Genomic DNA, 25,372 nt, shown 5'->3' on the forward strand with positions numbered 1-25,372 from the left:
ATCTGGCCGCTTACTTAAGATTATAAGTTAGGGGGGTTCGCGTGAAAAACATGACACTATATGTAGATAAGAAATCGGTCATCCATGACATCGATCCGCTTTCCAAACTCTTATTCGTATTCATTTCAATCGCAATAACATATATCCTTCCGACTCATTTATTCGTCATCTCTGTTTTGGCGTTTACCTTCATTGTTCTTCTCGTTGGAAAAGTATTCACGTACATTTTCCCGGTTATTGGCGTCAGCATGCTGTTAATAATATCCATCGTTATTGTTCAAGGATTCTTCCACCCCGACCGCGCGACACTACTTTTTGAAATTGGACCACTACCTGTTTATAAGGAAGGATTTGCATTCGCATTCCTGCTCACACTACGTATTATAAATATGGTTTGTGCGTTCGGCGTTCTCATCTTAACGACCAAACCGGATCATCTTGTCGACTCCCTTATCTATAAGGGAATGTCTCCTAAGATCGGTTATGTTTTTCTGTCGGTTTTGCAGATTATCCCGCAAATGATGGCAATGACCAGCAAAATCACCGATGCACAGCGATCCCGCGGAATGGAAAAAGAAGGTAAATTAAAAACGCGCATCAAATCATTCATCCCACTTCTTGGTCCTGTAGTGCTGAATTCACTGAACGATACGCGTGAACGGTCTATTGCGCTTGAAATACGCGGTTTCAATGCAAAAGGAACAAAATCATTTTTGAATGAATCCTTTCATTATAAATACGGTCTTATCTTGAAATTAATACTTGTCATCCTATTATTCGCCGCTATCGTCTGGAGGATTGTCTTATGAACAGTATCCGTGTCGAAAATCTGAAATATAAGTATCCGAACACTGATACATTCGCGCTTGACGGTATTTCATTCACAGTTAATAAAGGGGAATTCATCGGCATCGCAGGCATGAATACCGCTGGCAAAACGACGTTATGTTATGCACTAAGCGGTTTAGTCCCCCACTTTTTCAAAGGGTCATATGGTGGTGATGTTTTCATTGGCGATATGAACGTATTTACACATGAAATCAGTGCTATTACAGCGAAAGTTGGACTCGTTTTTGAAAACCCATTTTCCCAAATGACCGGAGCCAAATTCACAGTATATGACGAAATCGCGTTCGGGCTTGAAAACCTAGGTCTCCCTCGCGATGAAATGCATGCACGAATCAATGAAAGTATGCAGTTTCTCGATATCGAAGATCTGAAGGATAAAAATCCATTTTCTCTATCCGGAGGTCAAATGCAACGTCTCGCAATAGCCAGCGTCATCGCCATGAAACCGGATATTTTAATACTTGACGAACCTACGTCACAGCTCGATCCACAAGGTTCCGAAGAGGTTTTCCGCGTCGTTGAAAAACTGTCGAAAGAAGGTATGACGATTATTATGGTCGAGCAAAAGATGGAGAAACTCGCCGCCTACTCCGATCGTATTTTTCTCATGCATGAAGGAAAATTGAAAGATTCTGGATCACCTTCTGAAATTTTTTCACGTGATGATTTACACACTTTCGGAGTGGAATCACCCGTTTATACAAAAGTCGCAAAAGCGCTGAATATAAAAAATAAAGTGACTGGCCTCTATCCTATTTCACTTGAAGAAATGCCTGCAAGCGGAATTACCAAAGCAGATATACAGGTAATCAGTGAAACTACACCTTTACTGAATACCGTTAGTCCTGAAATTATCGTAAAGAATCTCCAGTTCAGCTATAAAGAAGAAAACCCCATTTTACATGGGGTCAGCGTCATGTTAAGTGGCGAACCTACAGCCATTATCGGGCAAAATGGTGCGGGAAAAACAACTTTTGTCAAACTGTTGAAAGCGTTATCAAAACCAGTTTCTGGCGATATTATCATAAATGGAACGAACACGAAAGGCACGACCGCCGCAAAACTTGCTAGCACCATCGGACTCATTTTCCAAAATCCGAATGACCAGATTTTCAAAAATAATGTGTTGGATGAAGTAATGTTTGGGCCTCTCAACGTCGGACAGACACCCGAAGTCGCACGAGTGAATGCAGAGAAGATGCTTAAACTGGTTGGACTGTCGAACAAAGCAGGAGATAATCCGTACGATTTAAGCCTCGCCGAACGTAAAATGATTACTGTCGCAGCTATTCTTGCTATGGATACAGACATTGTTATTTTTGACGAACCAACTATGGGGCAAGATGTACATGGTAAGGCGATTCTGAAAGAAATTATCCGTGGGTTGCATATACAAGGCAAACTTGTGCTGTGCATTTTACACGACATGGATTTTGTAGCCGAAACCTTTAGCCGGACAATTGTTTTTAGTAGCGGACAATTACTATTCGACGGTCCAACTCGTGAAGCATTCGCTGATCAAGCTATCCTTCACACCGCACGACTTGAGCAACCTCATATTACGCAACTTGCCCGTCAGATGGGCTATGAGGGAATTCTATTAACAGAAAGTGAATTAATTCGTGAATAAGTAACAGACCGCCATGGACTGAATCCATGACGGTCTGTTTTATTTCCTATATATCCTGAAGCTCATACATACACTTCATTAGAGAAATTATCTTGCAGAGTATCCGCCATCAATAACAAGTTCTGCACCTGTAATGTATGCAGCTTCGTCTGATGCCAAGAAAAGAACCGCGTTCGCAACGTCTTCAGGCTTACCAAGACGAGCAAGTGGTGTCATTTTAACAAGCATTGTAACCACGTCTTGTGAAGATTCTAGCCCCTTCGTCATTGGTGTTTCGATAATACCTGGGAAGATCGTGTTAACACGTACTCCAAATTTCCCGAAGTCTGCTGCAGCCGCTTTTGAAATCGCGCGAACCGCTCCTTTTGATGCCGCATAAGGGTTAAAGCCCATTCCGATAAGTGCTGTGTATGAAGAGATATTGACGATTGAACCTTTAGATACTTCTTTCATAAACGGAAGTACATGTTTCATACCAAGGAATGGTCCGAAACTATTGATGTCCGACAGTCTGCGCCAGTCTTCAATTGTAATGTCATTCATCCCTTTTTCAGTAGAAATACCAGCGTTGTTAATTAAGATATCAATCTTTCCAAGCTTAGCAACCACTTTTTCAACTGCTACTTTCCACTCTTCATCAGAAGTGACATTCAATTTAACTGTCATCACATTTTCAAAGCTGCCCCACTTTTCTTCAAGTGCCGCTTCATTAATATCTGCTGCAACTACAGTAGCACCTTCAGCTGTAAACATCTTGACCATCATTTCTCCCATACCTGATGCGCCACCTGTTACGAATGCAACTTTATCTTGTAATCTACCCATTATTACCACTCCATCCAAATATACTTTAACGTCTAAAGAATAGTCCTTTTCCGAGTCACTTGCAATTTATTTGCTTTAAGCAAACGCGCTGAATTCTGTCCCTCATTTTCTTCATTGAAGACATCTGTACTAATTATAAGCCCTTGTTACTTTAACTTTTGTGGGATTTACTTGAAAGAGGAATTTACCTAGTCATTAGGCGTTTTCTTAGATATGTTCTTCGGGATTTCCGATTTAGTAAAAGATATTTTTTTCACGAATAAATGACTGCTCTTTTCAATCAATATCACACGATAACGTCTTCAGCATTGTCGTAGCATTAATTTATATTACCCAAAATAGCCCCGAGTATACCGATACTTCTGATTGACCTACTCATTTCGATTTTTCTATTCCCTGATAAAGTAGAAATGATTTGGAAAGCATTCTGTGGGATCGCCAATCCATGCCCAAATTGATCAGTCTACTGAAGCTCCCCTTCATTATTGCTGCAATTGATTCGCTGTTATCAGCTGTTGCTGCAGCTGGCATAAAAAGCGGCCAAATTAAAAATCGAAAGAAAGACTACCCAATTATAATGAGGCAGTCTTCCTTTCGATTTATCCTTTTATTCTACATTATCGACGAGTACTGTCGCAATTCCAGGGAAAAACGACAAGACGACCATGAAAACAAGCATAATGATGGCATAGGGTATGACACCTTTAACTATTTCACTAATCGTATTTGATTTATCCAACCCTTTCAAAACAAACAAATTTAACCCTACTGGAGGGGATATCAATGCCAGTTCCATATTTATCACCATGATGATTGCAAACCAGATTGGATCGAACCCAAGTGCGACGATGATTGGATAGAGAATTGGCAATGTAATAACAAGAATTGAAACCGTCTCGAGAAACATTCCCAAAATCAAAAGCACTATATTGATCAAGATAAAAATAATCCATGGGTTAATATCCTGAGACGTCGCAAAGCTCACAATCGATTGTGGTATTTGTAAAATCGTTAGGATAAATCCTAGTAACATGGCTCCTATGATAATGAACAAAATCATTGTATTGGTTTTTACAGTCGCTAACATAATTTCTTTTAAATTCGAAATAGTTAAATTCTTATAAACAAATGCAGCAATTGCAAAGCTAAAAACAACCCCAACTGCAGCCGCTTCAGTTGGTGTGAAAATTCCCGTATAGATTCCACCGATAATTACTATTGGCAACATTAGTCCCCATATCGCTTTCCTCGATGCTTCAAGTCTCTCGACCCATGTAGCAGGAGCATCTTTAATATGTCTAGTTTGATAGGCTGAGAAAATCATAAATGCTACTGTTAAAATAGCTCCAGGAATGATTCCTGCGATGAAGAGTTTACCTACGGATTCACCAGTTACTGAGCCGTAAATAATCATTGGTATGCTTGGTGGTATCAAAATTCCGAGTGTTCCACCTGCAGCAAGTAGTCCTAATACATGACGCTTATTATAACCTCTTCTTACCATCTCAGGTAGTGCCACGGACCCTACGGTTACGGCAGTAGCAACACTCGATCCGGAAATCGCAGAAAAAATTGTACAACAGAAAAGCGTCGCAATTGCAAGTCCTCCTGGAAAATGACGGAACCATCTGCTTGCCATCTCATATAGATCCCGCCCGACACCACTAATCACCAATACTTGGCTCATTAATACGTACATTGGTAATGCTGTCAGCGTAAAATCATCTAAAGCTTTGAATGATATTATCGGAACTTGCATAAAAGCGAATGTACCACCATTAAAGAAGAACATGCCGGCAACTGCTAATAATCCAAGGGTGAATGCAACGGGGAGACCGAGCACCAGAAGGGCACCCATTCCTCCAGTAAAAAAGAAACTCATATGTGCTCTCCTCCTTTATGTATGCCGCCATCAATAATTTGCATGATAAATGCAATACATAATAGCGCCCCACCCACCGGAAGAACTAACTCCGGCAGGTACATAGGAACACGTAACAAGGATGATGAAGTAACCCCTAGTGAATAAGTTTTCATAACATGGAGAAAACCATATAGAGTAAAAATGATGCTAAACACCAATCCCAGTGTATTTGAAATATAGGCAAGAACTGTTTTCATTCGATCATTCACATTATTTATCAATAAATCTACCGTAATATGAGAATAGGTTCTTACCGCAAAGGCACTGCCTAAAAAACAGCTGCCGATGATTGCATAAATCGATAGCTCCGTCGCCCACGAAGTTGGCTTATTAAAAAACGATCGTGAGATAACTTCGTAAAAGGTCATTACAGTCGTAATAAGAATTAGAACCCCGGCAGTATAAGCTCCCCATTTAATTAAATGATCAAAAAAGATATATATTTTTTTCACTAACTTTTCCTCCTTAAAAACAATCACGACTTTATTTCTTATCTGTCATTTCAAGTAGCTCTTTACCTAGGTCCCCAGAGTTTTTCGTGAACGCTCCTCGAACCGGTGCTGCAGCTTCTTTCCATTCAGGTAAGTCTTCTTCTGGAACAACGTAAACTTCCATACCTTTTTCTTCAAGCTCTTTCGCAGATTTAGAATCTTCTATTTCCGCTTGCTCACGGATCCATACTTCAGTTTCTTTTGCTGTTTCTTCAATTAGTGCTTGCGTTTTTTCTGGCAAACCGTCCCAGTAATCTTTATTCACGGTTAATAAAAATTCGAGGTAAGCGTAATTGTTAATCGTCAAATACTTTGTCACTTCATCATATTTCCTCTGAAGCATTGCTGTTGTACCTGATGTCGCTCCATCAACTGTGTCACGTTGAAGAGCCATGTAGACTTCGCCGCCTCCCATGAATACCGGAGATGCGCCATATGCTTTTATCAATTCAGATGGAATATCACCGATACTTCTGATTTTCAGTCCTTTAAAATCGGAAGGTGATTTCAATGGTCGTTTGTTATTTGCAAACTGGACGTAACCATAATCAGCAAAAATCAACACTTTTGCTCCTTTTTCCTCCATTGCTCCACGTAATTTATCACCAAATTCCCCGTTCACGGCATCCCCTACTGCCGTATAGTCATTAAATATATAAGGAACGTCGAATATCCCCATTGCAGGAACTGTTGATGCCCATAAGGTAGAGGAGTTCACACCCATCTCGACTCCGCCTGACAATAAGGACTGATTCATATCCTTATCACTTAATAATTGGCCAGCCGGATATACCTGTACATCTACTTTGCCACCCGATTTTTCAGTTACATCTTTTGCAAACTTCTCAATTCCTACAGAGATATGGTGATCCTGAGGCAAGTTATATGCAAGACGAATTGTCGTAGCTTCAAATCCATCCTCATTCGTTGCCGCACCATCTTCGTTTGTTTCATTACCAGATTCACTACATGCCGATAACAGTAATCCCGCAATAATTGTATAAATCATTACTGACATCCACTTCTTCATCTTCTCATCCCCTTATCTTTTTTTCTTTCAACGTGTCGGATACGCCCCAACGGGTTTTTTGAAGATAAACTCGCGGCATAATCCGCAGCATCCAACAATTTCTCGAAATCTACACCAGTGTCGATATTCATTCTTTCAAATAAGTAAACGAGGTCCTCAGTAGCCAAATTCCCCGCCGCTCCTGGCGCAAACGGACATCCACCAATCCCACTAGCAGCCGTTTCAAATATAGTTACACCCGCTTGATAAGCAGCGTAGGCATTGGCCGAACCGAGCCCTCTTGTGTCGTGCAAGTGGATAGTAACCGGTATATAGCCTGCTATCCGTAATACTTTTCCCATTAAGTGTTCTACTTGATCTGGAGTAGCGATACCGATCGTATCCGCAATGCCAATACGATCCGCTCCCGCCTCTTTAACCTTTTTGACAAGGGACAGTACTTGCTCTTCTGAAACTTCTCCTTCATACGGACAGCCGAAACTGACTGCAATAGAAAAACAAGTTTTTACTCCATCATTTTTTGCTTGTTTTACAACTGTTTTAAACTGATTCAAATTATCCTCGATCGACATGCCTATATTTTTTTCATTGAATGTTTCCGTTGCGGAACTTACCCAATTAACCTCGTAAAGCTGGTGTATTCGAGCACGTTCATACCCTTTTAAATTTGGAATAAGTGCAATCGATTCTAATCCTTTAAAAGAAGATACTGCCTTTACGACAGCACTTGCATCAGCCATTTGTGGAACTTTTTCTGGATGAACAAAGGATGTTACTTCGACTTTTGAAACGCCTGATTCAACCAGCATTCTTACAAGAGTTGCTTTTTCCTCCGTCGATACAGACTTCGGGTCATTTTGTAAACCGTCTCGCGGACTAACGTCAATTATTGTTACATCCGGCATTTAAACGACTCCCTGCTCTTTCAGTCTTTTAAAATCTTCAATAGAAAACTTCATGAATTCCGTATATATCTCTTCGTTATGTTCCCCCAGTGCGGGTCCGTTCCACTCAATTCCACCTGGTGTACCTGATAATTTCGGTACGATGCCAGGTACTAAAACTTTTCCTCCATTCGGCAAATCTACTTCACACAACATGTCACGTGCTTTATAATGTTCATCTTCAACAATTTCTTGGATTCCATAAATAGGTCCTACAGGCACTGACGCTTCATCCAGTATTCTTTGCACTTCTTTTAACGAGTGCTGTTTCGTCCACTCTTCGATTGTTGCATCAATGAATGTAACATCGTCCGCACGTCCTTGATTTGATCCGTAGTTAGAGTCGTTAGCAAGGTCTTTTCTTCCAATGGCAGTCATGAGACGCTTAAATATCTTATCTCCATTTCCGCCAATCACTACGTGTTTTCCATCAGCACATAAATACGTATTGGACGGTGCGATGCCTGGCAATGTAGTGCCCGATCTCTCCCGTACATGGCCGGTAAGATCGTATTCTGGAAGTATGCCTTCAAGTAAACTGAAAACAGATTCATATAACGCTACGTCCACAACTTGCCCTTTCTTTTCAGAATCTTCATCCCTCGCCCGCAGTGACATTAGCGTACCAATAACTGCATACAAACCTGCCACCATATCGCCAAGTGCAATGCCAACACGAACCGGTGGAAGTTCCGGATACCCCGTTAAATAACGGAGACCGCCAATTGCTTCTGCAACACTACCGAACCCTGGCTTTTCTTTATAGGGACCAGTTTGTCCATATCCTGAAATGCGTGTAAGTATGATGGATGGATTGATTTTCTGCATATCTTCGAATCCAAGTCCCCATTTTTCCAACGTACCCGGTTTGAAGTTTTCGAGAACTACATCTACTTTTCCAATAAGGTTTTTCACGATTTCCTGTCCCTGTTTTTCTCGCATGTTTACAGTGATAGACTTTTTATTCCTTCCTTGGACGTACCACCAGACTGACGTATCCTTATCCATAACACGCCAATTCCGTAGCGGATCACCACTCGTTGGTTCTTCCACTTTAATTACTTCCGCCCCAAACTCCGCGAATATTTTCCCCGCAAATGGCGCCGCAACTATATTTCCTAATTCTAGAATCCTAATTCCGTCTAATGGTTTTCTAGTCATTTTTTGAACCTCCTACTTTTGCATAGCTGACTTCATAAATAACTTATAATCCTCTTCAATATGTTGTTTCATCAGTTTTCTAGCCCTTTTATTGTCTTGGTCCACAATTGCTTGAAAAATTTGTAGATGCTCCGCACTTGCGTCTACCACGCGCTTTGGATCGAATTCAAGTATCGCTTTCCGATAAAGACTGTTCACGCCTCTTAATTGTGAAGTCATCGAGATGAGGAATGGGTTTCCACTTGCACGGACGATTGATTCATGAAAACTGACATTGACATCGTACACATTTTTCAAGTAATTATCGGACGTTACTTTTTCCATTTTCAAAATATGCAAACGAATTTCTTCTAACTGTTCTGCTGAACGCCTCTCCGCTGCGTAATAGGCGGCGAGTGACTCAATCTCAACCCTGCATTCATACAGATACCTGAAATCTTCAATTGAGGGTTTGACAACTGTCACTCCCCCTGACTTATTGACAGACAACAGACCATCTTTTTCAAGCATCCTAACCGCTTCCCGTATAGGACTTCGACTCACTTGCAGTTCTTCCGCAATTTTTTCTTCTATGAGCCTTTCTCCCGGATTAATACGCCCGAGAATTATATCTTCTTTTAAATGCTCATAAACTTGCGATGTTAAAGTTGATTTCTTAATCACAGTCTTTGTCATAAGTTAATTCCTCTTTTCGTCGACTGTATACAATTATCTATAGAGTCAGAATAGGCTAATTATTTTAATTAGTCAATATTATTTCTACATAGTTAATTATGAAAATTATTATGTACAATCGACATACTTTAAATTGAAAAGACCTTCATACACTGCAATTAGCGCAGTGTAAGAAGGTCTTTTATTATTTACTCAACAGTGATGCTTTTTTCAACGTCTCCGCCAAAACACGCGCGCCAATATCAAGAGCTTCCTTGTTAAACGTCATGTCTGGATGATGAAGCCCTGGACCAAGATCTGCCCCGATACCGATCATTGCAGCTTTTAATTTCGGATTATGAATCGTATAGAAATGGAAATCATCACTGCCTGATGTAATGATATCGGGTGCGTATCCCTCTTCCCCAACAGTTGCCAAAATAGCTTCCCTTGCAATAGTTGTCGCTTCTTCGGATACTTCTGCAGCCGGTGTATAGTCACTCCATGCCAATTCAATTTCCACACCATGCATCTGCCCGATCGCTTGAATCCCTTGGGTAATGCGTTTCTTCAACTCATGCAATACTGTATTGGATTGCGCTCGAGCATCGATTGCAAACGTTGCAGTTCCTGGAATGATATTGAGACTATCTCCGCCCGCCTGTACTTTTGTCAGTTTCGCTGAGTATGCTTCGTAAGGTGAAAAATAGATTGTTTTCACAAACTGAGCAATCGCAAATAACGGATCGAGTGCATTGTTGCCTTGCTGAGGACGTGCACCATGCGCATCGTCACCAATGATTTTTCCCTCAAGGAACATTGCAGCCCCGTGATGAATTGCTGGCGTTACCTTTCCGAATGGAATTTCTTCTTGAGGGCGTAAATGCACACCGAACAAATACGAAACACCGTCGACCGCTCCCCGCTCAATCATCGAGTTTGCACCATTGCCCTTTTCTTCTGCAGGTTGAAAGATAAAGCGGATTCGGCTGCCTAGTTCCTCCTGTTGCAAATAACTAAGCGCACCTAACACCATCGATATATTCGCATCATGCCCACAAGAATGGTTCGCCTTATAGACTCCCCCTACTTCTTGCCATAACGCATCGATGTCGGCGCGTACCGCGACAATATGGTCTCCTTCACCAATTTCTGCGATAACCCCAGTCACATCGTCAAATGTATGATGTTTTACATTCATTTCCGTTAAAATTTCCGCCAATTTCGCAGTTGTCTCTACTTCTTTCCAACTCACTTCTGGATAGGCGTGAAAATGCTCGAACCATTTCCCAATTCTCTCTTTGATCACCAATTAAAACACTCCAATCATTCTGCGTTTCAACGTTATATTATTAAATACTTCACATCTTTCAGAATAACCTATTTTCCGGGAAATATAAAGTAATGTTGGAGATAGTTATGATTGGTTGGCAAGCAGTTATAATTGGTCAACTGTATATATGATCGGTCTGCATGTGGTTATGATTGGTTCATTGGCATATATGATTGATCGGCACCTAGATATGATAGGTTTATCCGCATATATGATTGGTCTACACCTAGTTATAATCGGTTCACACCTAGTTATGAGTGGTTCAACACTCTCAATACAAATAAAAAAGTTGCCCCAAATAATCCAGGGCAACTCCATCACTATATTAAATTACAATTTCCACTTCACTCTCGCATAAATAGCGAGCATCACGAAGTTTACTGCAGCACTAATGACCGTACCGTATGCAATTGCTGAAGCACCGTGCGAGTCAATCATCATGTAGATAACCGCGATATTAATTCCAAATACGCTTATCAAACTGAATATGACAGGCACTATCGAATTTGCTTTGGCATAATAGAATCGAGTTATATAGGTATTCGCAGCAAGGAAAAACATCGACAGTGTAAATACCCGGAAAATCGGTACGATTAACAGGATCGAGGACTCCGTGGATGCACCATGTCCAAATACAAGACGGACGAGCGGCTCTGCAAAAATGTAAGAAATCACAGTTGCTGGTAGAAGCAGTGCAACTAGATAGAGCATTCCTTTTTTATAAAGCGCACGGATTGTTTCCATATCGCCTTCCCCCTGCTTTTTACTAAGAAGAGGATAGATAACTGTCGTTACCGCAGTCATCATGATTGCCTGGGGGAAACCTGTCAATTTAGATGCGTAATTGACCGCCGAAATTGTCCCTTCCCCAAACCCATCCGCTACTATTCGATGAATAACAAAATAAAATTGCAACGAGGCGCCACCGAACAAGATTGGCAATGCAATCACCCATAAACGCTTCGTATCAACAGACATGGCAAATGAAGGCTTCAAAGAATAAAGTTTTGATTTTCGAAGTCCTACATATAAAAACACACCCATTAATAACGCACCAACTAGTGCACCAATTCCATACGATTCAGGACCAAAATAACTTGTCAACACAACAGCGATTCCTACAAAAGATGCATTATATAGAAGGACTGCTAAACTGGACAGGTTAAACTTGCCATTCACATTCAATACGCCGCTCATCCATGTCGATAAAACAAGAATAATAGAAGACGGCATCATCCATAGGTAAAGCGTACGCGTCATCGCAAATTCTTCAGCAGTCATATTTTTGAAAAACAAATTCAAGAGTGGATCTGTAAAAATCATTAATACAGCCGTAATTCCAACTGCCGCTACAAGAACTGTCGTAAATGATTTCCGAACAAACAATGCTTTATCCGTCCTTGTCGAGTGATAGACAGATATGAACGCTGTCGTCAACGCACCACCAACCACCAGGTAAATGAAATTCGGAATTGTATAAGCTGTTACAATCGCATCTGCAGTTTTTGATGTGCCGTATTGATTACTAATCGCCATTTCCCTTACAAACCCGAACACTCTTGCAACAATGTTAATAACCGCAACAGCGCCGATAATTTTCATCATTTTATTCATTATCATCAACCTGACCCTTCTCAGCAGAACGATAAATCGACAACAAGTCCCCCAAAATGGTATCAAATGAGTGCTGCGTAATTTTCGCCTGCACGACTGTTTCATCGATGACATCAGAATTCTCGTCAAGCGCACTCCACAAACCTTCCGCCAGCGAAGCCGGATTTTTCGGTTCGACCAAAATCCCCGCTTGGTCCTTCAACAAGTATGAAAGCCCTCCAACTTCTGTGGCGACAACTTTCGTCCCTGCAGACATTGCTTCGAGCGCGACCAATCCGAACCCTTCATGGTGTGAGGGAAGCACAAGCGCATCAGCAGCTGACATCCAAAGTGACAAATCTGCTTGACTAAGCGGCTCTTTGAAGTGAATATCTTCAACATCTTTTTCTCGTATGAATGATCGTAACTCCTCGACAAAACGTCCGTCTTTCTTCGAGCCAATCACGTATAACGAACTCTCAGGAAGCGACATTTTCAGTGAATCAAATGCTTCAACAAGTTCCAAAAGCCCTTTTGCCTGAATCACATTTCCAACGAAGATCAACATTTTCTCTTCTATAGGAAGACCGAGCATTTCCCTCGCCACAACTCTAGGCACATATTTGAAAACCGAAGTATCGACTCCCATACTCATGACATGCACATTCGTTTCGGGAACCCCGAAGCGGTATATCACATCTTCTCGAAGCTTGTCACCAACAACTATAACCGATTCCGCTTGTTGCAAAATGGTTCTTGTCATATTGGCAATGTGCTGACTCTTAACTGCCATCTTATCAATATCTCCACCGTGACTCGTCACTACATAAGGAATGCCAAACATCTTTTTCCCTATTAATGAAAGAACCCCTGTTGGAAACGCATAATGCGCATGTGTTAATGATAAATTCTTACGATTTTTCATCATATATAAAAAAGAACGGAAAAACCATGATGTGTATTTTTTTAATGCCTGTATTTTCCCTTTTCCAGGATTCTGAATTGCAACTACATCGACATCAATATCTGCAGACTGAAGAAGTTCAACTTGATTCTTCACAAAAAGACCGTATGTCGGATGCTGTTGAGACGGATACATATTACTGAATACGACTATTTTCTTCATTTTCCAACCTCATCTTTCAATAACCTACCTATATATGTTGAAGTATTGAATGCGGCATATAAACTAAACGTAGTCCCTTTACAAGGGGGTAGCAGGAGTTATAAGACTAGCGGGAGACATCCCCAAAGTGCCGAAGCGTTATTGAATGGAATCATTCATTCAATCTATATAGATAGACCTTTATTTTCATTCAATAATTATACCATATCACCTGACATTCGACCTCTTCACGACAAATAACGCTCTCTAACACTAGTAATTTATAACAATAAAAACACCATTTAGACGGGATAGAGTCCTGTCAAATGGTGTTACTAGTTTACTTGTAAGTATTCCGAAACACTGTAACTCTATTGTAATGTAACTGTAATCAAATTGAGTGTTTAGCTATGCTAAGATATTCATAGATAAAGCACACTGTAAATATAAAGGTGCAAGAAGGGATTTCGAAAAAATAATGAAACGACTCTTACTTTTGGTTTTTGCAAGTTTACTATTTTCAACTTCCATCCCGACCATGGCTTCGGCTAATTCTGCTAATGATCTCGTAAACAAAGCACGATCATATATAGGAACACCTTATTTATATGGAGGGACAACCACTTCCGGTTTCGACTGCTCAGGATATACGCAACATGTATTTAAAGAAGTAGGGGTTTCTATCCCTCGAACGACTGGTCAACAGCATGCTATGGGAACATCTGTTGCAAAAGGGGATCTTGAAATAGGAGACCTTGTATTTTTCAACACAAGTGGCAGTGGCGTTTCGCATGACGGAATTTACATAGGATCCGGCAAATTCATCCACGCATCTTCAAGCAAGGGTGTCATGATTTCTGAACTAAACGACCCTGCCTACTGGGGCAGCCGTTATATCGGGGCACGACGAGTACATGATTTTTCTTCTGGTTCTCTCGTCGCATCGGATGATGTTGCACAAGCCATTAAGTACGCATCTCGTGCTGAAATTGCTCAAACACTTGTCGATGAGCTTGGTTTAAAGAAAAAAAGTACTAAATCCATTTTTTCCGACGTATCGGCTAATCATCCTCAAGTAAATGCAATCATTGCAGTAACAGATGCAGGCATCTTCTCTGGAGATAATGGTAAATTCAATCCTGATGGAAAAATGACACGTGCACAACTTTCTAAAGTACTTGTAGAGGCATTCAATATTAAAGGTTCTACAGAAGCCTCCTTTAAAGACGTTCCAAAAAATCATTGGGCAAAAGAATATATCAATATTCTTTATCACAACAAAATTACAACCGGTTATGGTGATGGCAATTTCGGCCTAAATGATAAAGTTACTGCGAAACAATTTGGTAAATTTATTGATCGACTAAACAACTAATTTCTTAAAACCGGGTGTTCCATTAAAAGGAACATCCGGTTTTATTTATATAAAAATTCAATTATAGTTATTTATTAGTATAGTAATACCTGGTCATCACTGTTAATATGAAACTACCACTCTATTACATAAAAGGAGGACACAATGAAGACAATTAAGTGGGCAGCAGTGTTAATAATGATTTTCACACTCGTTTCCATAGTCCCAGGACAATCTTTCGCAAAAACACAATTCACGGACGTAACACCTGATAAGGAATATTATGAACAGGTCAATTACATAGCAGATCTCGGAATTATTAAAGGGTATCTGGAAAATGGAATTTCAAAGTTCAAACCTAGCAACAATCTAACACGTGGACAGGCTGCTAAGATGCTTGTAATTGCTACTAAAAAGCAGGGCATCCCTACCCCCTCTTTAAAGTTCAAAGACGTTAAATCAGGAACTGAGCAATACACCTATATTAGCCGTGCAGTTTCACTCGGCTACTTCAAAACAAATCCTGACGGAACATTCAAACCAAACGAAAAATTGAAACGCGCTGAAATGGGTAATGCACTTGCGATAGCTTTCAATCTTTCTGAAAAGATTTCTGCCGATAAACCAATGAAGTTTACAGATATGAAGAATCATACATACGCTGAGCGTATTAACGGTCTTTATTACGCTGGAGTAACAAAAGGGGATGCAGGAAAGTTCCTACCAAACAATTTATTGACACGCTCACAGTTCTCGTTATTCCTAGCTCGCGCAATGAGTGATAAGTTCGCTCTACCTGTTTCGCCACCAGATCATACGTCAAGAACGTATTTTGCTAAAGTGGTGACAGACGGAGCAACACTGAACGTTCGCTCTCTTCCCTCAGTTGAAGGCGACATCATACACAAGCTAAATAATAACGAAATCGTTGAAGTTGTTGGGCAAACAGGCGATTGGCTACTTATCGTCCTCGATGAAGGTGAAGGCTATATCAATGGACGCTATACTGTTGAAGTTGGCACAGAAACACCTGAGGAACCTACGGAACCTGAAGTCCCGGAAGAACCTAGCGGGAATGGTAACCTAGTAGGGAAAGTGACAGTGAAAAGCCTTAACATGCGACAAAGTCCAAGCACTAGCTCCCCTGTTATCGATAATTTAAAACTAGATCAAAAGGTCGAAGTGTTATCACTTAATGGAGATTGGGCAAAAATCCGTGCGAACTCCAAAATAGGGTTTGTTAGTAAAACATATTTAAAACTGCTCAATCAAACGGGAAATCCGCTTAATAGTCGAATCATCGTCTTGGATCCAGGTCACGGTGCACATGATCCTGGTACTTCAAAAAATAAGGTTACCGAAAAAGCCATCACTTTAAAAGTCGGTAAACTTGTAGAAGCAAAATTGAAAAAAGCAGGTGCAAACGTTGTCATGACACGTTCAAATGATACTTTCCTTTCACTTGAACAGCGTACAGCTTTCGCCAAGAAGCACTTTGCCGAAACATTTGTGTCGATTCATGTGAATTCAGCCACTTCGACGTCAGCAAAAGGGTCTGAAACGTACTTCGATTCATCGTTAAATGCTAACTCTGCTGAAAGCAAATCCTTAGCAACTTACATTCAAAATAATCTTGTCAAAAGAGCCAACATGGTTAACCGTGGTGTGAAAGACAATCGTTTTTATGTCATTAAAAATACCAACGTAGCAGCTGTACTCGTCGAACTCGCTTTCCTCTCAAATGCGGATGATTTTAAAAAGCTGACGAGTGATGCCTACCTAGAAATCTATGCAGAGTCAATCTATCAAGGTCTAGTACAATATTATTCAGCACAGTAGAAATATATACCTAAGAGAATGAAACTATTCTCTTAGGTATTTTTTTCTGTTCGTTTACAAAAATTTAATTTGTCCATTAATACCTATACTGTTACACTAAAATTGCAGACTATTTCTCTACAATTCTAAAGATTCGAATGATGACGAAATAGCACAAAAAAAAGAAAAGGAAGGTATACTATGTCTACTAAATATTTTAAATGTACTGCGACTGCTATGCTTCTATTAAGTTTATCTGCCATCACACCTGTAATTGCTGCAGAAACGCCTGTTTCAGCAACGGGAGATTTCTCGTTGACGGTATTACACACGAATGATACGCATGCAAACCTCGCTTCAACTGCAGAACGTGCGGCACTCGTCAAAAAGCTCAAGGCCGAAAAGCCTTATAATGTATTACTTGATGCTGGGGACGTATTTTCTGGGACGCTTTACTTCAATGAATTTAAAGGACAAGCTGATCTCGCAGTAATGAATTATCTCGAATACGATGCCATGACATTCGGCAACCATGAGTTTGACCTTGGTACATCTGCTGAAGGACACAAAGCACTAGCAGATTTCATCAAAGGCGCAAAATTCCCGTTCGTTGGTGCGAATACTAATTTTTCTGCAGACCCACTTTTCGATGGTCTTCAATCTAAAACAATCGAAGCAAAAGCTGAAGATGGTAAAATATATAATGGAATTATTAAAGAAGTAAATGGCGAGAAAGTCGGTATTTTTGGTCTAACAACTGCAGAAACAAAAGACATTTCAAGCCCTGAGAAAGTGACATTCTCGAACTATATCGTGGAAGCGAAAGAAGCAGTCACTGCATTTGAAAAAGCGGGTGTGAACAAAATTATCGCACTTACCCATATTGGATATAATGACTCTGACAATATCGACAACGATCTCCTACTTGCTAAAAACGTACCGGGTATCGACATTATTGTCGGCGGTCACACACATGTTAAACTCGACGAACCTCATGTCGTTAACAAAGATACTGAACCTGTTGTTATCGTCCAGGCGAATGAGTACAACAAATTCCTAGGACAACTTGACATCACCTTTGACGAAAAAGGTGTCATCAAAGATTATAGCGGTGTACTTCATGCTGTCGGCGGTGAAAATGCTGCAACTGATGCAGACGCAGCCAAACTTATTAAGCCATTCTCTGATACAGTGAAAGCGACAATGGAAAAACCGACTGGCGCTACAGCTGATGTATTCCTAAGCGGTCTCCGTGATCTAGGCGGTGTTCGTGCAGGTGAAACAAATCTAGGTAACCTCATCACGGATGGTATGCTTGCAAAAGCGAAAGAAATCGATCCATCGACTGTCATCGCATTCCAAAATGGCGGCGGTATCCGGACTTCTATTCCTAAAGGACCAATTACATACGGTCAAGCGATTGGCGTCCTTCCTTTTGGAAATTCCCTCGCTCTTATTGAATTGAGCGGTGCTGAATTGAAATCCGTCTTCGAACATTCTGTCAAAGATTACCCTAAAGAATCAGGTGGCTTCCTTCACTTTGCAGGAATGAAACTTATTTTCGATGGTAAAGCAGAAGCAGGCAAACGCGTCGTTTCAATTACAATTGATGGTAAAGAAATCGAATCTGACAAATCATACAAAGTTGCAACGAACGTCTTCACAGCGCAAGGTGGAGATGGTTATGACATGCTGAAAAAAGCATACGAAGATGGCCGAGTAAGAGAACCTGGTTTCGTTGACTGGGAATCTTTTGCAGAACATATGAAATCCATTGGTACAATTAACTCAGAAATTGAAGGCCGTATTTCAGCAAAAGTCCCTTACAGTGACGTAGCTTACGATAGTTGGTCATATCAATATGTATCAGATCTCTATTACCGCGGTGTTTTGAAAGGTTCAGACGCGACATATGGTCCTAAAAAAGAAATGACACGTGCACAAGCTGCTTCTTGGATTGTCCGCGCACTTGACCTGAAAGCTGAAGGTACTGCACCATTTAGCGACATCGAAAACTATGCGGCGGAAACAAAGGCTGAAATAGTTGCAGCCTACGAACACGGACTTATTAAAGGTGTTAACGGCAAATTCATGCCAAGCCAAAAAGTTACACGTGCACAATTCGCATTGATGCTAGAACGCGCGTATGAAAATTACACAGGCACAAAATATACAGCAGCTGCAAAAGCCCCCTATGCGGATTTTGGCAATTATGATGCAGAAGCAGTAAACTCCATTTCAATGCTTCACGAACTTGGAATCGCTACAGGAGCTAACGGTAAATTTATGCCTGGACGATCAACATCACGTGAACATGCAGCGAAAATTGTTTCGAACTTCATCTACAATGTGAAACAAGTGAAAAAAGCTAAATAAAGTTAATCCTCAATCATTTGGATGGTTCTTCATCCCCCACTTCTAGTGTCATCTAAGAATTGAAGTGGGGGTCATACAGCCCGTTAATGCTCTATTACTTAAAAACAAGTAACTCATCTCGAACCTAGACACTGTTCCTGGTTGAATAACTTATAGTGCAAGTAAAAAAGAACAACAAGTCCGAGGACCTGTTGTTCTTTTTCTTATTTCCATTTCCTATTTACACTCTAAAATGTCTCATTTCCATTTGGAGATCTTCAGCCAGTTTCGATAATGTTTGTGCGCTCGATGAAATTTCCTGATTGACCGCCAACTGTTCTTCCGTTGCGGCGCTTGTATCACCTGCAGCCGCGGCAGCTTCGCTACTCAACTGTTCGATTTCACTAGCTCCATGGCTCACATCTTCTGCCATCGCCTGAATTTCCTCGATTGCTGCAGAGACTGTTCCGACTTTGGCCGCAACATCTTCAACTGCATGATGAATATCTCCAAAGACAAGAAGTGATTGTTCGGTTGCTGCGATACCGATATCTACACGCTCACTCCCTGCCGTAATGGAAGTGACAGCTCTTTCTGATGCATTTCGGATTATACTTACCATTACTCCGATTTCTTTAGCAGACATCTTCGACTGTTCTGCCAGTTTCCGAACTTCCTCCGCCACAACCGCGAAGCCTTTGCCATATTCCCCCGCACGTGCAGCTTCGATTGCTGCATTGAGTGCTAACAAATTTGTCTGTTCAGCAATCGTAGTAATAAGTGTCGTGATCTTTTGGATTTCATTGGAATGCTGAGCCATTTCCATCATAATTTCGGACGATTCATGGATTGTCGATTGGATTGTCGACATCTGATTTGACATATCCCCCACTACACTAGATCCTGTCGTAACGAGTTTTGATACGTTTTCTGTTGCCAGCAGCATTTCTTCATTATTAGCCGCAATATTAGCGACACCTAGTGATAGTTCCTCCATAGAAGAACTAGATTGTCCAATAATCCTCTGCTGCTGTTCGCTACCTATCATCTGAGTTTCAGCAGTTTTGGCAACCATTTCTGAAGAGGCTAGGCTTTCTTCGGAACTGGCTGACAATTCTTCCGACTGAACTGCTAATTGAGCGGCAGAAGCGTTAATTTTCCGCACCATATTCGCGACGTCTGTCCCCATTTTATTGAACGCAGCCGCCATATCTCCAATTTCATCCTTGTTTTTAACTTTTAATAAATCAATCGTCAAATTTCCTGAAGCAATTTCATTTAAACCATCTGTCACCACACGCACAGGACGCGAGATATTGCGACTGATTACTGTGGAAATGATAATACCTAATATTGTTGCGAAAACAATCATACCGATAACGAATAATTTCGAGACTGCAATGTATTTTTCCAACTCATTGCGCGTTTGCTCTAATGCCTTGAATTGTCCCTCTTTGATAATTTTTGCATTTTCTAATACAAGAGAGCCAACGTTTGCAGATGCCCGCCCAAGTTCTGTTGCTTTACGATCTTCTCCATCTTGGACACTTAGTACAATCTCATCTTGCAAATTCAAATATTTTGTTCGTGCTCCTTGAAGTTCTTCCAATAACATCAGATGTTCTTTCTTAACTAGAATAGCGTTCAATTCATCGTATAACTCGTTGTAACGATTTACATATTTAGTACGTGATTCTAAATATGAATCGTCCTTGAATAGCATAAAACCCCGTACTTCATCTTGGATCTCATTGTGCTTTAAGATGAATTCATCCACTAGCTCTACTTTCTTTACACGGTCATCCAATAAATAAGTATAATCCGAGTTCAGACGAATAGACGTCAATAAACTCATCACGCCGACAATTACAAGTAATACCAAAATCGTTGCAAAACCTACCCATAACTTTTTCGCTACAGTAAACTTCATCATTACCCCTCACCATCTTTTAGCCTATTCTGATTATATAACTATTGACGGATAAAAGCATTACTTTTATACCTATTTTGAATATTCAATCTACACTACTCATTTTTCACTGAACACGAATACAATACAGCTACTTGCGTACAATGATTTAAACAGAAATGGTTAAATAAGGAGATTACATGTGAATAATAAGAAAAAATGGATTCTGGCAGGTGGAATTTCTGCAGTGGTCGTGCTCATCCCTACAATTTGGTTCGTCGCCTTCTATAAGAATGCGGCAAGCGCTGTAGCAGAAATGCACGAACCTATCGAGCGAGAAATTTCAGTGAAGCGTGAAGCTGAAGTTGTTTTCAAGAAGCAGGATCCATTTTCAGTCCTTCTTTTAGGCGTGGATGAGCGTGAAGGCGATTCTGGGCGCTCAGATACAATCGTAGTCATGACGGTAAATCCAACACAACAATCGACAAAAATGGTCAGCATACCGAGGGATACGTACACAGAGATAATCGGTCGAGACACTAAAGATAAAATCAATCACGCCTATGCATTTGGCGGAACAACAATGGCTTTGGCATCCGTTGAGTCATTACTCGACATTCCAATTGATTATATTGCGACCATCAACATGGAAGGTTTTGAAAGCATTATCAATGCTGTTGATGGAATTTCGATTGCAAATGAACTCGATTTCTATGTAGATGATCATGTATTCCCTAAAGGTGAAATTCAATTGGATGGGGAATCTGCGCTCGTTTATGTGCGGATGAGAGACGAAGACCCGCGCGGAGATTTCGGCAGACAGGACAGGCAAAAGAAAGTCATCGAAGGTGTTTTGCGTAAAGGGGCTTCCCTGACAGGCCTCATGAACTATAAAAGCATTTTCAATGCACTAGGCGACAATGTCCGAACAAACATGACATTCGACGAAATGACAGACGTTCAAAAAAATTATCGTTCGGCTTTGGGTGAAGTAGAACAGTTTCACTTCCAAAACGGGAATGGTCAGAGAATGAACGGCATCTGGTATTATCTGATGAATGATGCCGAACTTGCAGAAATATCAGAAGCATTTAAGGAGCATTTAGGGTTGGAAATTGTCACGTCTGTTGATTAACCAATTATTTGCAATGGATCATTCCCGGCTCGCTAACGGCGTTATATTCATGACCGTTTTAAGGAGGAATTGCAATTCATGCCTCCCTCGGGGGAAAGTGTGGCTAGAAGTGACGGAGTCACTTCTAGCCACACTTTTTTCGATAATCCTGTTGCGAATAATTGCCTGTCGCGTTCCTACAATGTTCAAGTGAAAATTCTGTTGCTTTGAAAGAAAAGAATAGCTGACTTTCTATAGAAATTGTAAGTGCCCGAAGATACAATTTCGGGTACGCTAGTACTTTTTACAATGTGTTCCTTGCTTACTTTCAGCAAAAATCTTGTGATGCCCTATAGAAAGTGACCCTTCTTTAAAGTGAATAAAAAAACCATAGAAAAAGTATCAGCCGCCAAAATTGCATCTTTGGCGGCTTTTCTCCAGCTAAGAAGGCAGCTATTCTTTCTTCCCAAAAAGCTCCAGCACTCTGTGCACTTATGCATTTGGAGCGCGACGGATAAAAGACAACCATACGATTACCTAGGGATGCGACAAAGTCGCATCCCTAGGTAATCCTACTAGAAGTCATTTAATCCAAAAGCGCAACTATATCTGTAGTGGCCAGGAGGTGTACTGATTACGTTTGGTTAATCACAAAATGTGGTAGATTGTTTTTTATTGTGATACATTTTTTTACTCCAACTATTTACAAATCAAAAATGCGCAAAGGGTTCACTCCCCTTACGCATTTTCTTTCAGTACATCACTGCTGTTTCAATGAAAATTCCGCAAATCCATCTTTCGTCAGAGAAAGGTATTCAATACCTTTTCCTTCTTGAATGAATTCTTTCGCTTTACTAGACGTTTCAAATGTAACATTGATACTTTCATTCAATGGTGCGAACGCCCAGTTACTATCTGCTGACGGGTCGATTGTTCCTACATCAATCATGTAATCCATGATTACTTGGCGGTTTTCATAAGCATAATCGATTGAATCTGTAGCACTACGTACACCTGGGAAATCTCCGCTTGCACGGTAGTTATTTGTAACTACGATAAATTCTTGTTTCGGATCAATCGGTTTTCCATCATACTTCAAATTGACAACTCGGTTAGATGAGTCATTAATCGTTTTTCCAGCGTAATCATATTTAGCAGGTTGCGTGACGTCAAATTCATATGTGACGCCATCGATAACGTCGAAATTATACGTACGGAATTCTTCATTGATCAAATTCTGATTTTCTTTAGATGACGGGTCAATTTGGTTGAATTGACCTGCCGACATTTCAAGCCATTCCTTCACATCTGCTCCTGTCATAACGAGTGCGAACAATGTATTGTCGAATACATAAAGGTCTGCCACGTTTTTAATGGCTATTTCACCTGTTGGAATTTCAGTGTAATAGTTTGCACCATTACGACCACCTGCTTTGAATGGGGCACCAGATGATAGGACAGGCAGTTTCTCGTATTTAGTGCCTTTAATCTTATCTTCAACGAACCATTTTTGTGCATTTGTTACGAGTTGAATCGAAGGATCGTCTTTCACAAGAGAAAAGTAACTATTGATTGGTGCCGTTGTTTTGCCGACTGGACTACGCACATACTTGATTGTTCCTTCATGTGCTTCTTTTACTGCATCAATTACCTTTTGAACAACTTTGTCTGATTTTTTATCAATTTCACGCACTGCACCTTTGCCTTTGATAACAGCCCATTGATCGCCTGATTTTTTAAGTTCAAGATCAATGATACCCAAGTGACTGCCAAATTTACCCGGCATAACGACAGGTGTTCCGTTTACTGTTCCCTGTTCCATATCAATATTTTTAAGATCCCCAAAATCTCCTGGGAATACTGCGTGGTTATGACCTGTTAAAATTGCGTCTACACCATCGAGTTGGGAAATTTGATAAGTTACATCATCTTCATCAACAGTATGGATTTCATCTCCCATTCCTGAGTGAGATAAGACCACAATAATATCAGCACCTTGGCCCTTCATCTCGGGGATGAATTTCTCAACTGTATTCGCTGCATCTTCTACAGTCACTTTACCATCAAGCAGTGCACGGTCCCAACGAACGATTCCCGGTGCAACAACTCCGATAACGCCAACTTTCAATGTATGTGCCTCGCCTAATCCATCAACAACTTCTTTATCGAAAATAGCGTAAGGTGTGTAGCGATTATTCTTCGTTTTTGCATCATAGACATTGGCATTCAAAACCGGGAATGACGCTTCCTCCAATACCAAATCCAAATAGTCCAGACCATAGTTGAACTCATGATTGCCTAATGTACTCGCATCAAAATTAAGTGACTCAAGGGCAGCAAGTGCCGGGTGAAGTTCACCTTTCTCGAGCTTGTCCACTGTTACTTTATAACCGCCAAGAGGTGTACCTTGGATTAAATCTCCGTTATCAAACAACAGATTGTTCGGATTTTCTGCACGTGCTTGTTCGATCAAAACCGCTGTTTTAGCAAGTCCGACTTCATTCGACGCTTTGTCCTGGTAATAATCATAGTTAACAAAGTTCGTATGCAAATCAGATGTACCTAAAATACGCAGTGAAACCGAATTCGTTGGCGGTTCAACTTTATATGCACTTAACAAACGATCAATAATTTTAGCAACTTGTACTTTTGTTACGATCTTCTGAGGTTTGGCCGTGCCATCCTCAAATCCTTGTAACAAACCAAGTCCGACACTTCTTGAAAGTTCCACAAGTTCATCTGTCTTAAATGAACTTTTGTCTTTGAATTTATCAAGTAGATCAGTAGAGAAAATTTCTTCTGACTTAATGGCCCGGGACGCAATCAGGAATGCATGCTCGCGTGTCAGTTTCTGATTAGGCTTGAAAGTTGTTGAACTAGCCCCTTTTATAAGACCCATTTTCTGTGCTGCTTCCACGTAAGGCGCCAATTTTGCATCTACATCTGTAAATTCAAGTGTCTCGCCGTCACTTAGTTTAAATTCAAGTGCTTTAACGATCGCTGAGATATATTCACCCCGGGTCACATCTTGCGTCTTCGTAGCAGCGTTCGCTTGAGTTGCAAACGTTAATCCACTTAATGTGAGTGCAAGAACGACAATCCACATACCCGTCTTTTTCAATAAAGACATACGCCCATCTCCCCCATTTTGTATTCTTTCCCGTGCGAATACACGGAATAGCCAATTGGCTCTAGCACACTAGCCAACCCATTTTCTAGCATATCATGAAAATTAGATTGTCCCGCACTAATCATACTTACTGTTAGGAATAATAAGAAATAA

The 25,372-nt window shown here is 40.7% G+C and carries 18 protein-coding genes; 6 read left to right on the forward strand and 12 right to left on the reverse strand.

The annotated features are described in order from the left end of the window. Positions 1-50: 50 nt before the first annotated feature. Positions 51-809 (forward strand): energy-coupling factor transporter transmembrane component T family protein, encoded by a 759-nt coding sequence (locus FQ087_RS11690; protein WP_255452299.1) that lies wholly within the window; start codon positions 51-53, stop codon positions 807-809. Next, the gene (locus tag FQ087_RS23040) at positions 806-2,479 is read left to right on the forward strand and encodes an ABC transporter ATP-binding protein (protein ID WP_149580608.1); all 1,674 of its coding nucleotides are present in this window, start codon (positions 806-808) and stop codon (positions 2,477-2,479) included. The genes FQ087_RS11690 and FQ087_RS23040 overlap by 4 nt, the downstream gene beginning before the upstream one ends. An 87-nt stretch (positions 2,480-2,566) precedes the next feature. On the opposite strand, the gene FQ087_RS11700 is transcribed toward FQ087_RS23040, so the two are convergent. The 10 genes from FQ087_RS11700 to FQ087_RS11745 form a co-directional block, all read right to left on the reverse strand. After that, positions 2,567-3,304, reverse strand: a complete 738-nt coding sequence (locus FQ087_RS11700; RefSeq protein ID WP_149580609.1) for an SDR family NAD(P)-dependent oxidoreductase — start codon at positions 3,302-3,304, stop codon at positions 2,567-2,569. 607 nt (positions 3,305-3,911) lie between these two features. Beyond that, the gene (locus FQ087_RS11705; protein WP_149580610.1) at positions 3,912-5,186 is read right to left on the reverse strand and encodes a TRAP transporter large permease; all 1,275 of its coding nucleotides are present in this window, start codon (positions 5,184-5,186) and stop codon (positions 3,912-3,914) included. Next, entirely contained in the window at positions 5,183-5,680 is a 498-nt protein-coding gene (locus tag FQ087_RS11710; RefSeq protein WP_149580611.1) for a TRAP transporter small permease, read from the reverse strand. The genes FQ087_RS11705 and FQ087_RS11710 overlap by 4 nt, the downstream gene beginning before the upstream one ends. A 31-nt stretch (positions 5,681-5,711) precedes the next feature. Next, positions 5,712-6,749, reverse strand: a complete 1,038-nt coding sequence (locus FQ087_RS11715; RefSeq protein WP_149580612.1) for a TRAP transporter substrate-binding protein — start codon at positions 6,747-6,749, stop codon at positions 5,712-5,714. Continuing rightward, positions 6,746-7,654, reverse strand: a complete 909-nt coding sequence (locus FQ087_RS11720) for a hydroxymethylglutaryl-CoA lyase (RefSeq protein WP_149580613.1) — start codon at positions 7,652-7,654, stop codon at positions 6,746-6,748. Before FQ087_RS11720 ends, FQ087_RS11715 begins: the two co-directional genes overlap by 4 nt. Beyond that, a complete protein-coding gene (locus FQ087_RS11725) occupies positions 7,655-8,854 on the reverse strand; it encodes a CaiB/BaiF CoA transferase family protein (protein ID WP_149580614.1) in 1,200 nt (399 codons plus the stop codon). It abuts the gene before it with no gap. A 12-nt stretch (positions 8,855-8,866) separates the two neighbouring features. Further along, positions 8,867-9,529, reverse strand: a complete 663-nt coding sequence (locus tag FQ087_RS11730; RefSeq protein ID WP_149580615.1) for a GntR family transcriptional regulator — start codon at positions 9,527-9,529, stop codon at positions 8,867-8,869. Positions 9,530-9,713: 184 nt separating this feature from the next. Next, entirely contained in the window at positions 9,714-10,820 is a 1,107-nt protein-coding gene (locus FQ087_RS11735; protein WP_149580616.1) for an amidohydrolase, read from the reverse strand. A gap of 351 nt (positions 10,821-11,171) precedes the next feature. Next, positions 11,172-12,461 (reverse strand): murein biosynthesis integral membrane protein MurJ, encoded by a 1,290-nt coding sequence (gene murJ / locus FQ087_RS11740; protein ID WP_255452243.1) that lies wholly within the window; start codon positions 12,459-12,461, stop codon positions 11,172-11,174. Continuing rightward, positions 12,448-13,560 (reverse strand): glycosyltransferase, encoded by a 1,113-nt coding sequence (locus tag FQ087_RS11745; RefSeq protein ID WP_149580617.1) that lies wholly within the window; start codon positions 13,558-13,560, stop codon positions 12,448-12,450. The genes murJ and FQ087_RS11745 overlap by 14 nt, the downstream gene beginning before the upstream one ends. 457 nt (positions 13,561-14,017) lie before the next feature. On the opposite strand from FQ087_RS11745, the gene FQ087_RS11750 reads away from it, so the two are divergent. The 3 genes from FQ087_RS11750 (at position 14,018) to FQ087_RS11760 (ending at position 19,087) form a co-directional block, all read left to right on the forward strand. Next, positions 14,018-14,914, forward strand: a complete 897-nt coding sequence (locus FQ087_RS11750; protein WP_370456052.1) for a C40 family peptidase — start codon at positions 14,018-14,020, stop codon at positions 14,912-14,914. 144 nt (positions 14,915-15,058) lie between these two features. Next, the gene (locus FQ087_RS11755; protein ID WP_149580618.1) at positions 15,059-16,732 is read left to right on the forward strand and encodes an N-acetylmuramoyl-L-alanine amidase; all 1,674 of its coding nucleotides are present in this window, start codon (positions 15,059-15,061) and stop codon (positions 16,730-16,732) included. A gap of 180 nt (positions 16,733-16,912) precedes the next feature. Further along, entirely contained in the window at positions 16,913-19,087 is a 2,175-nt protein-coding gene (locus FQ087_RS11760) for a 5'-nucleotidase C-terminal domain-containing protein (RefSeq protein WP_149580619.1), read from the forward strand. A gap of 220 nt (positions 19,088-19,307) precedes the next feature. Here the strand turns inward: FQ087_RS11760 and FQ087_RS11765 are convergent, their stop codons facing one another. Next, complete coding sequence (locus tag FQ087_RS11765; RefSeq protein ID WP_149580620.1) at positions 19,308-20,999, reverse strand: methyl-accepting chemotaxis protein; 1,692 nt, start codon at positions 20,997-20,999, stop codon at positions 19,308-19,310. A gap of 178 nt (positions 21,000-21,177) precedes the next feature. On the opposite strand from FQ087_RS11765, the gene FQ087_RS11770 reads away from it, so the two are divergent. Further along, the gene (locus FQ087_RS11770; RefSeq protein ID WP_255452244.1) at positions 21,178-22,110 is read left to right on the forward strand and encodes an LCP family glycopolymer transferase; all 933 of its coding nucleotides are present in this window, start codon (positions 21,178-21,180) and stop codon (positions 22,108-22,110) included. 739 nt (positions 22,111-22,849) lie between these two features. Here the strand turns inward: FQ087_RS11770 and FQ087_RS11775 are convergent. After that, the gene (locus FQ087_RS11775; protein WP_255452245.1) at positions 22,850-25,219 is read right to left on the reverse strand and encodes a bifunctional 2',3'-cyclic-nucleotide 2'-phosphodiesterase/3'-nucleotidase; all 2,370 of its coding nucleotides are present in this window, start codon (positions 25,217-25,219) and stop codon (positions 22,850-22,852) included. Positions 25,220-25,372: the final 153 nt, after the last annotated feature.

This window comes from Sporosarcina sp. ANT_H38, from assembly GCF_008369195.1.
In the GTDB taxonomy this organism is placed as follows: Bacteria; Bacillota; Bacilli; order Bacillales_A; family Planococcaceae; genus Sporosarcina.

Coding starts and splice junctions, on each gene's coding strand:
- FQ087_RS11690 (WP_255452299.1), top strand. CDS start 51: ATGACACTATATGTAGATAAGAAATCGGTCATCCATGACATCGATCCG.
- FQ087_RS23040 (WP_149580608.1), top strand. CDS start 806: ATGAACAGTATCCGTGTCGAAAATCTGAAATATAAGTATCCGAACACT.
- FQ087_RS11700 (WP_149580609.1), bottom strand. CDS start 3,304: ATGGGTAGATTACAAGATAAAGTTGCATTCGTAACAGGTGGCGCATCA.
- FQ087_RS11705 (WP_149580610.1), bottom strand. CDS start 5,186: ATGAGTTTCTTTTTTACTGGAGGAATGGGTGCCCTTCTGGTGCTCGGT.
- FQ087_RS11715 (WP_149580612.1), bottom strand. CDS start 6,749: ATGAAGAAGTGGATGTCAGTAATGATTTATACAATTATTGCGGGATTA.
- FQ087_RS11720 (WP_149580613.1), bottom strand. CDS start 7,654: ATGCCGGATGTAACAATAATTGACGTTAGTCCGCGAGACGGTTTACAA.
- FQ087_RS11725 (WP_149580614.1), bottom strand. CDS start 8,854: ATGACTAGAAAACCATTAGACGGAATTAGGATTCTAGAATTAGGAAAT.
- FQ087_RS11730 (WP_149580615.1), bottom strand. CDS start 9,529: ATGACAAAGACTGTGATTAAGAAATCAACTTTAACATCGCAAGTTTAT.
- murJ (WP_255452243.1), bottom strand. CDS start 12,461: ATGATAATGAATAAAATGATGAAAATTATCGGCGCTGTTGCGGTTATT.
- FQ087_RS11745 (WP_149580617.1), bottom strand. CDS start 13,560: ATGAAGAAAATAGTCGTATTCAGTAATATGTATCCGTCTCAACAGCAT.
- FQ087_RS11750 (WP_370456052.1), top strand. CDS start 14,018: ATGAAACGACTCTTACTTTTGGTTTTTGCAAGTTTACTATTTTCAACT.
- FQ087_RS11755 (WP_149580618.1), top strand. CDS start 15,059: ATGAAGACAATTAAGTGGGCAGCAGTGTTAATAATGATTTTCACACTC.
- FQ087_RS11760 (WP_149580619.1), top strand. CDS start 16,913: ATGTCTACTAAATATTTTAAATGTACTGCGACTGCTATGCTTCTATTA.
- FQ087_RS11765 (WP_149580620.1), bottom strand. CDS start 20,999: ATGATGAAGTTTACTGTAGCGAAAAAGTTATGGGTAGGTTTTGCAACG.
- FQ087_RS11775 (WP_255452245.1), bottom strand. CDS start 25,219: ATGTCTTTATTGAAAAAGACGGGTATGTGGATTGTCGTTCTTGCACTC.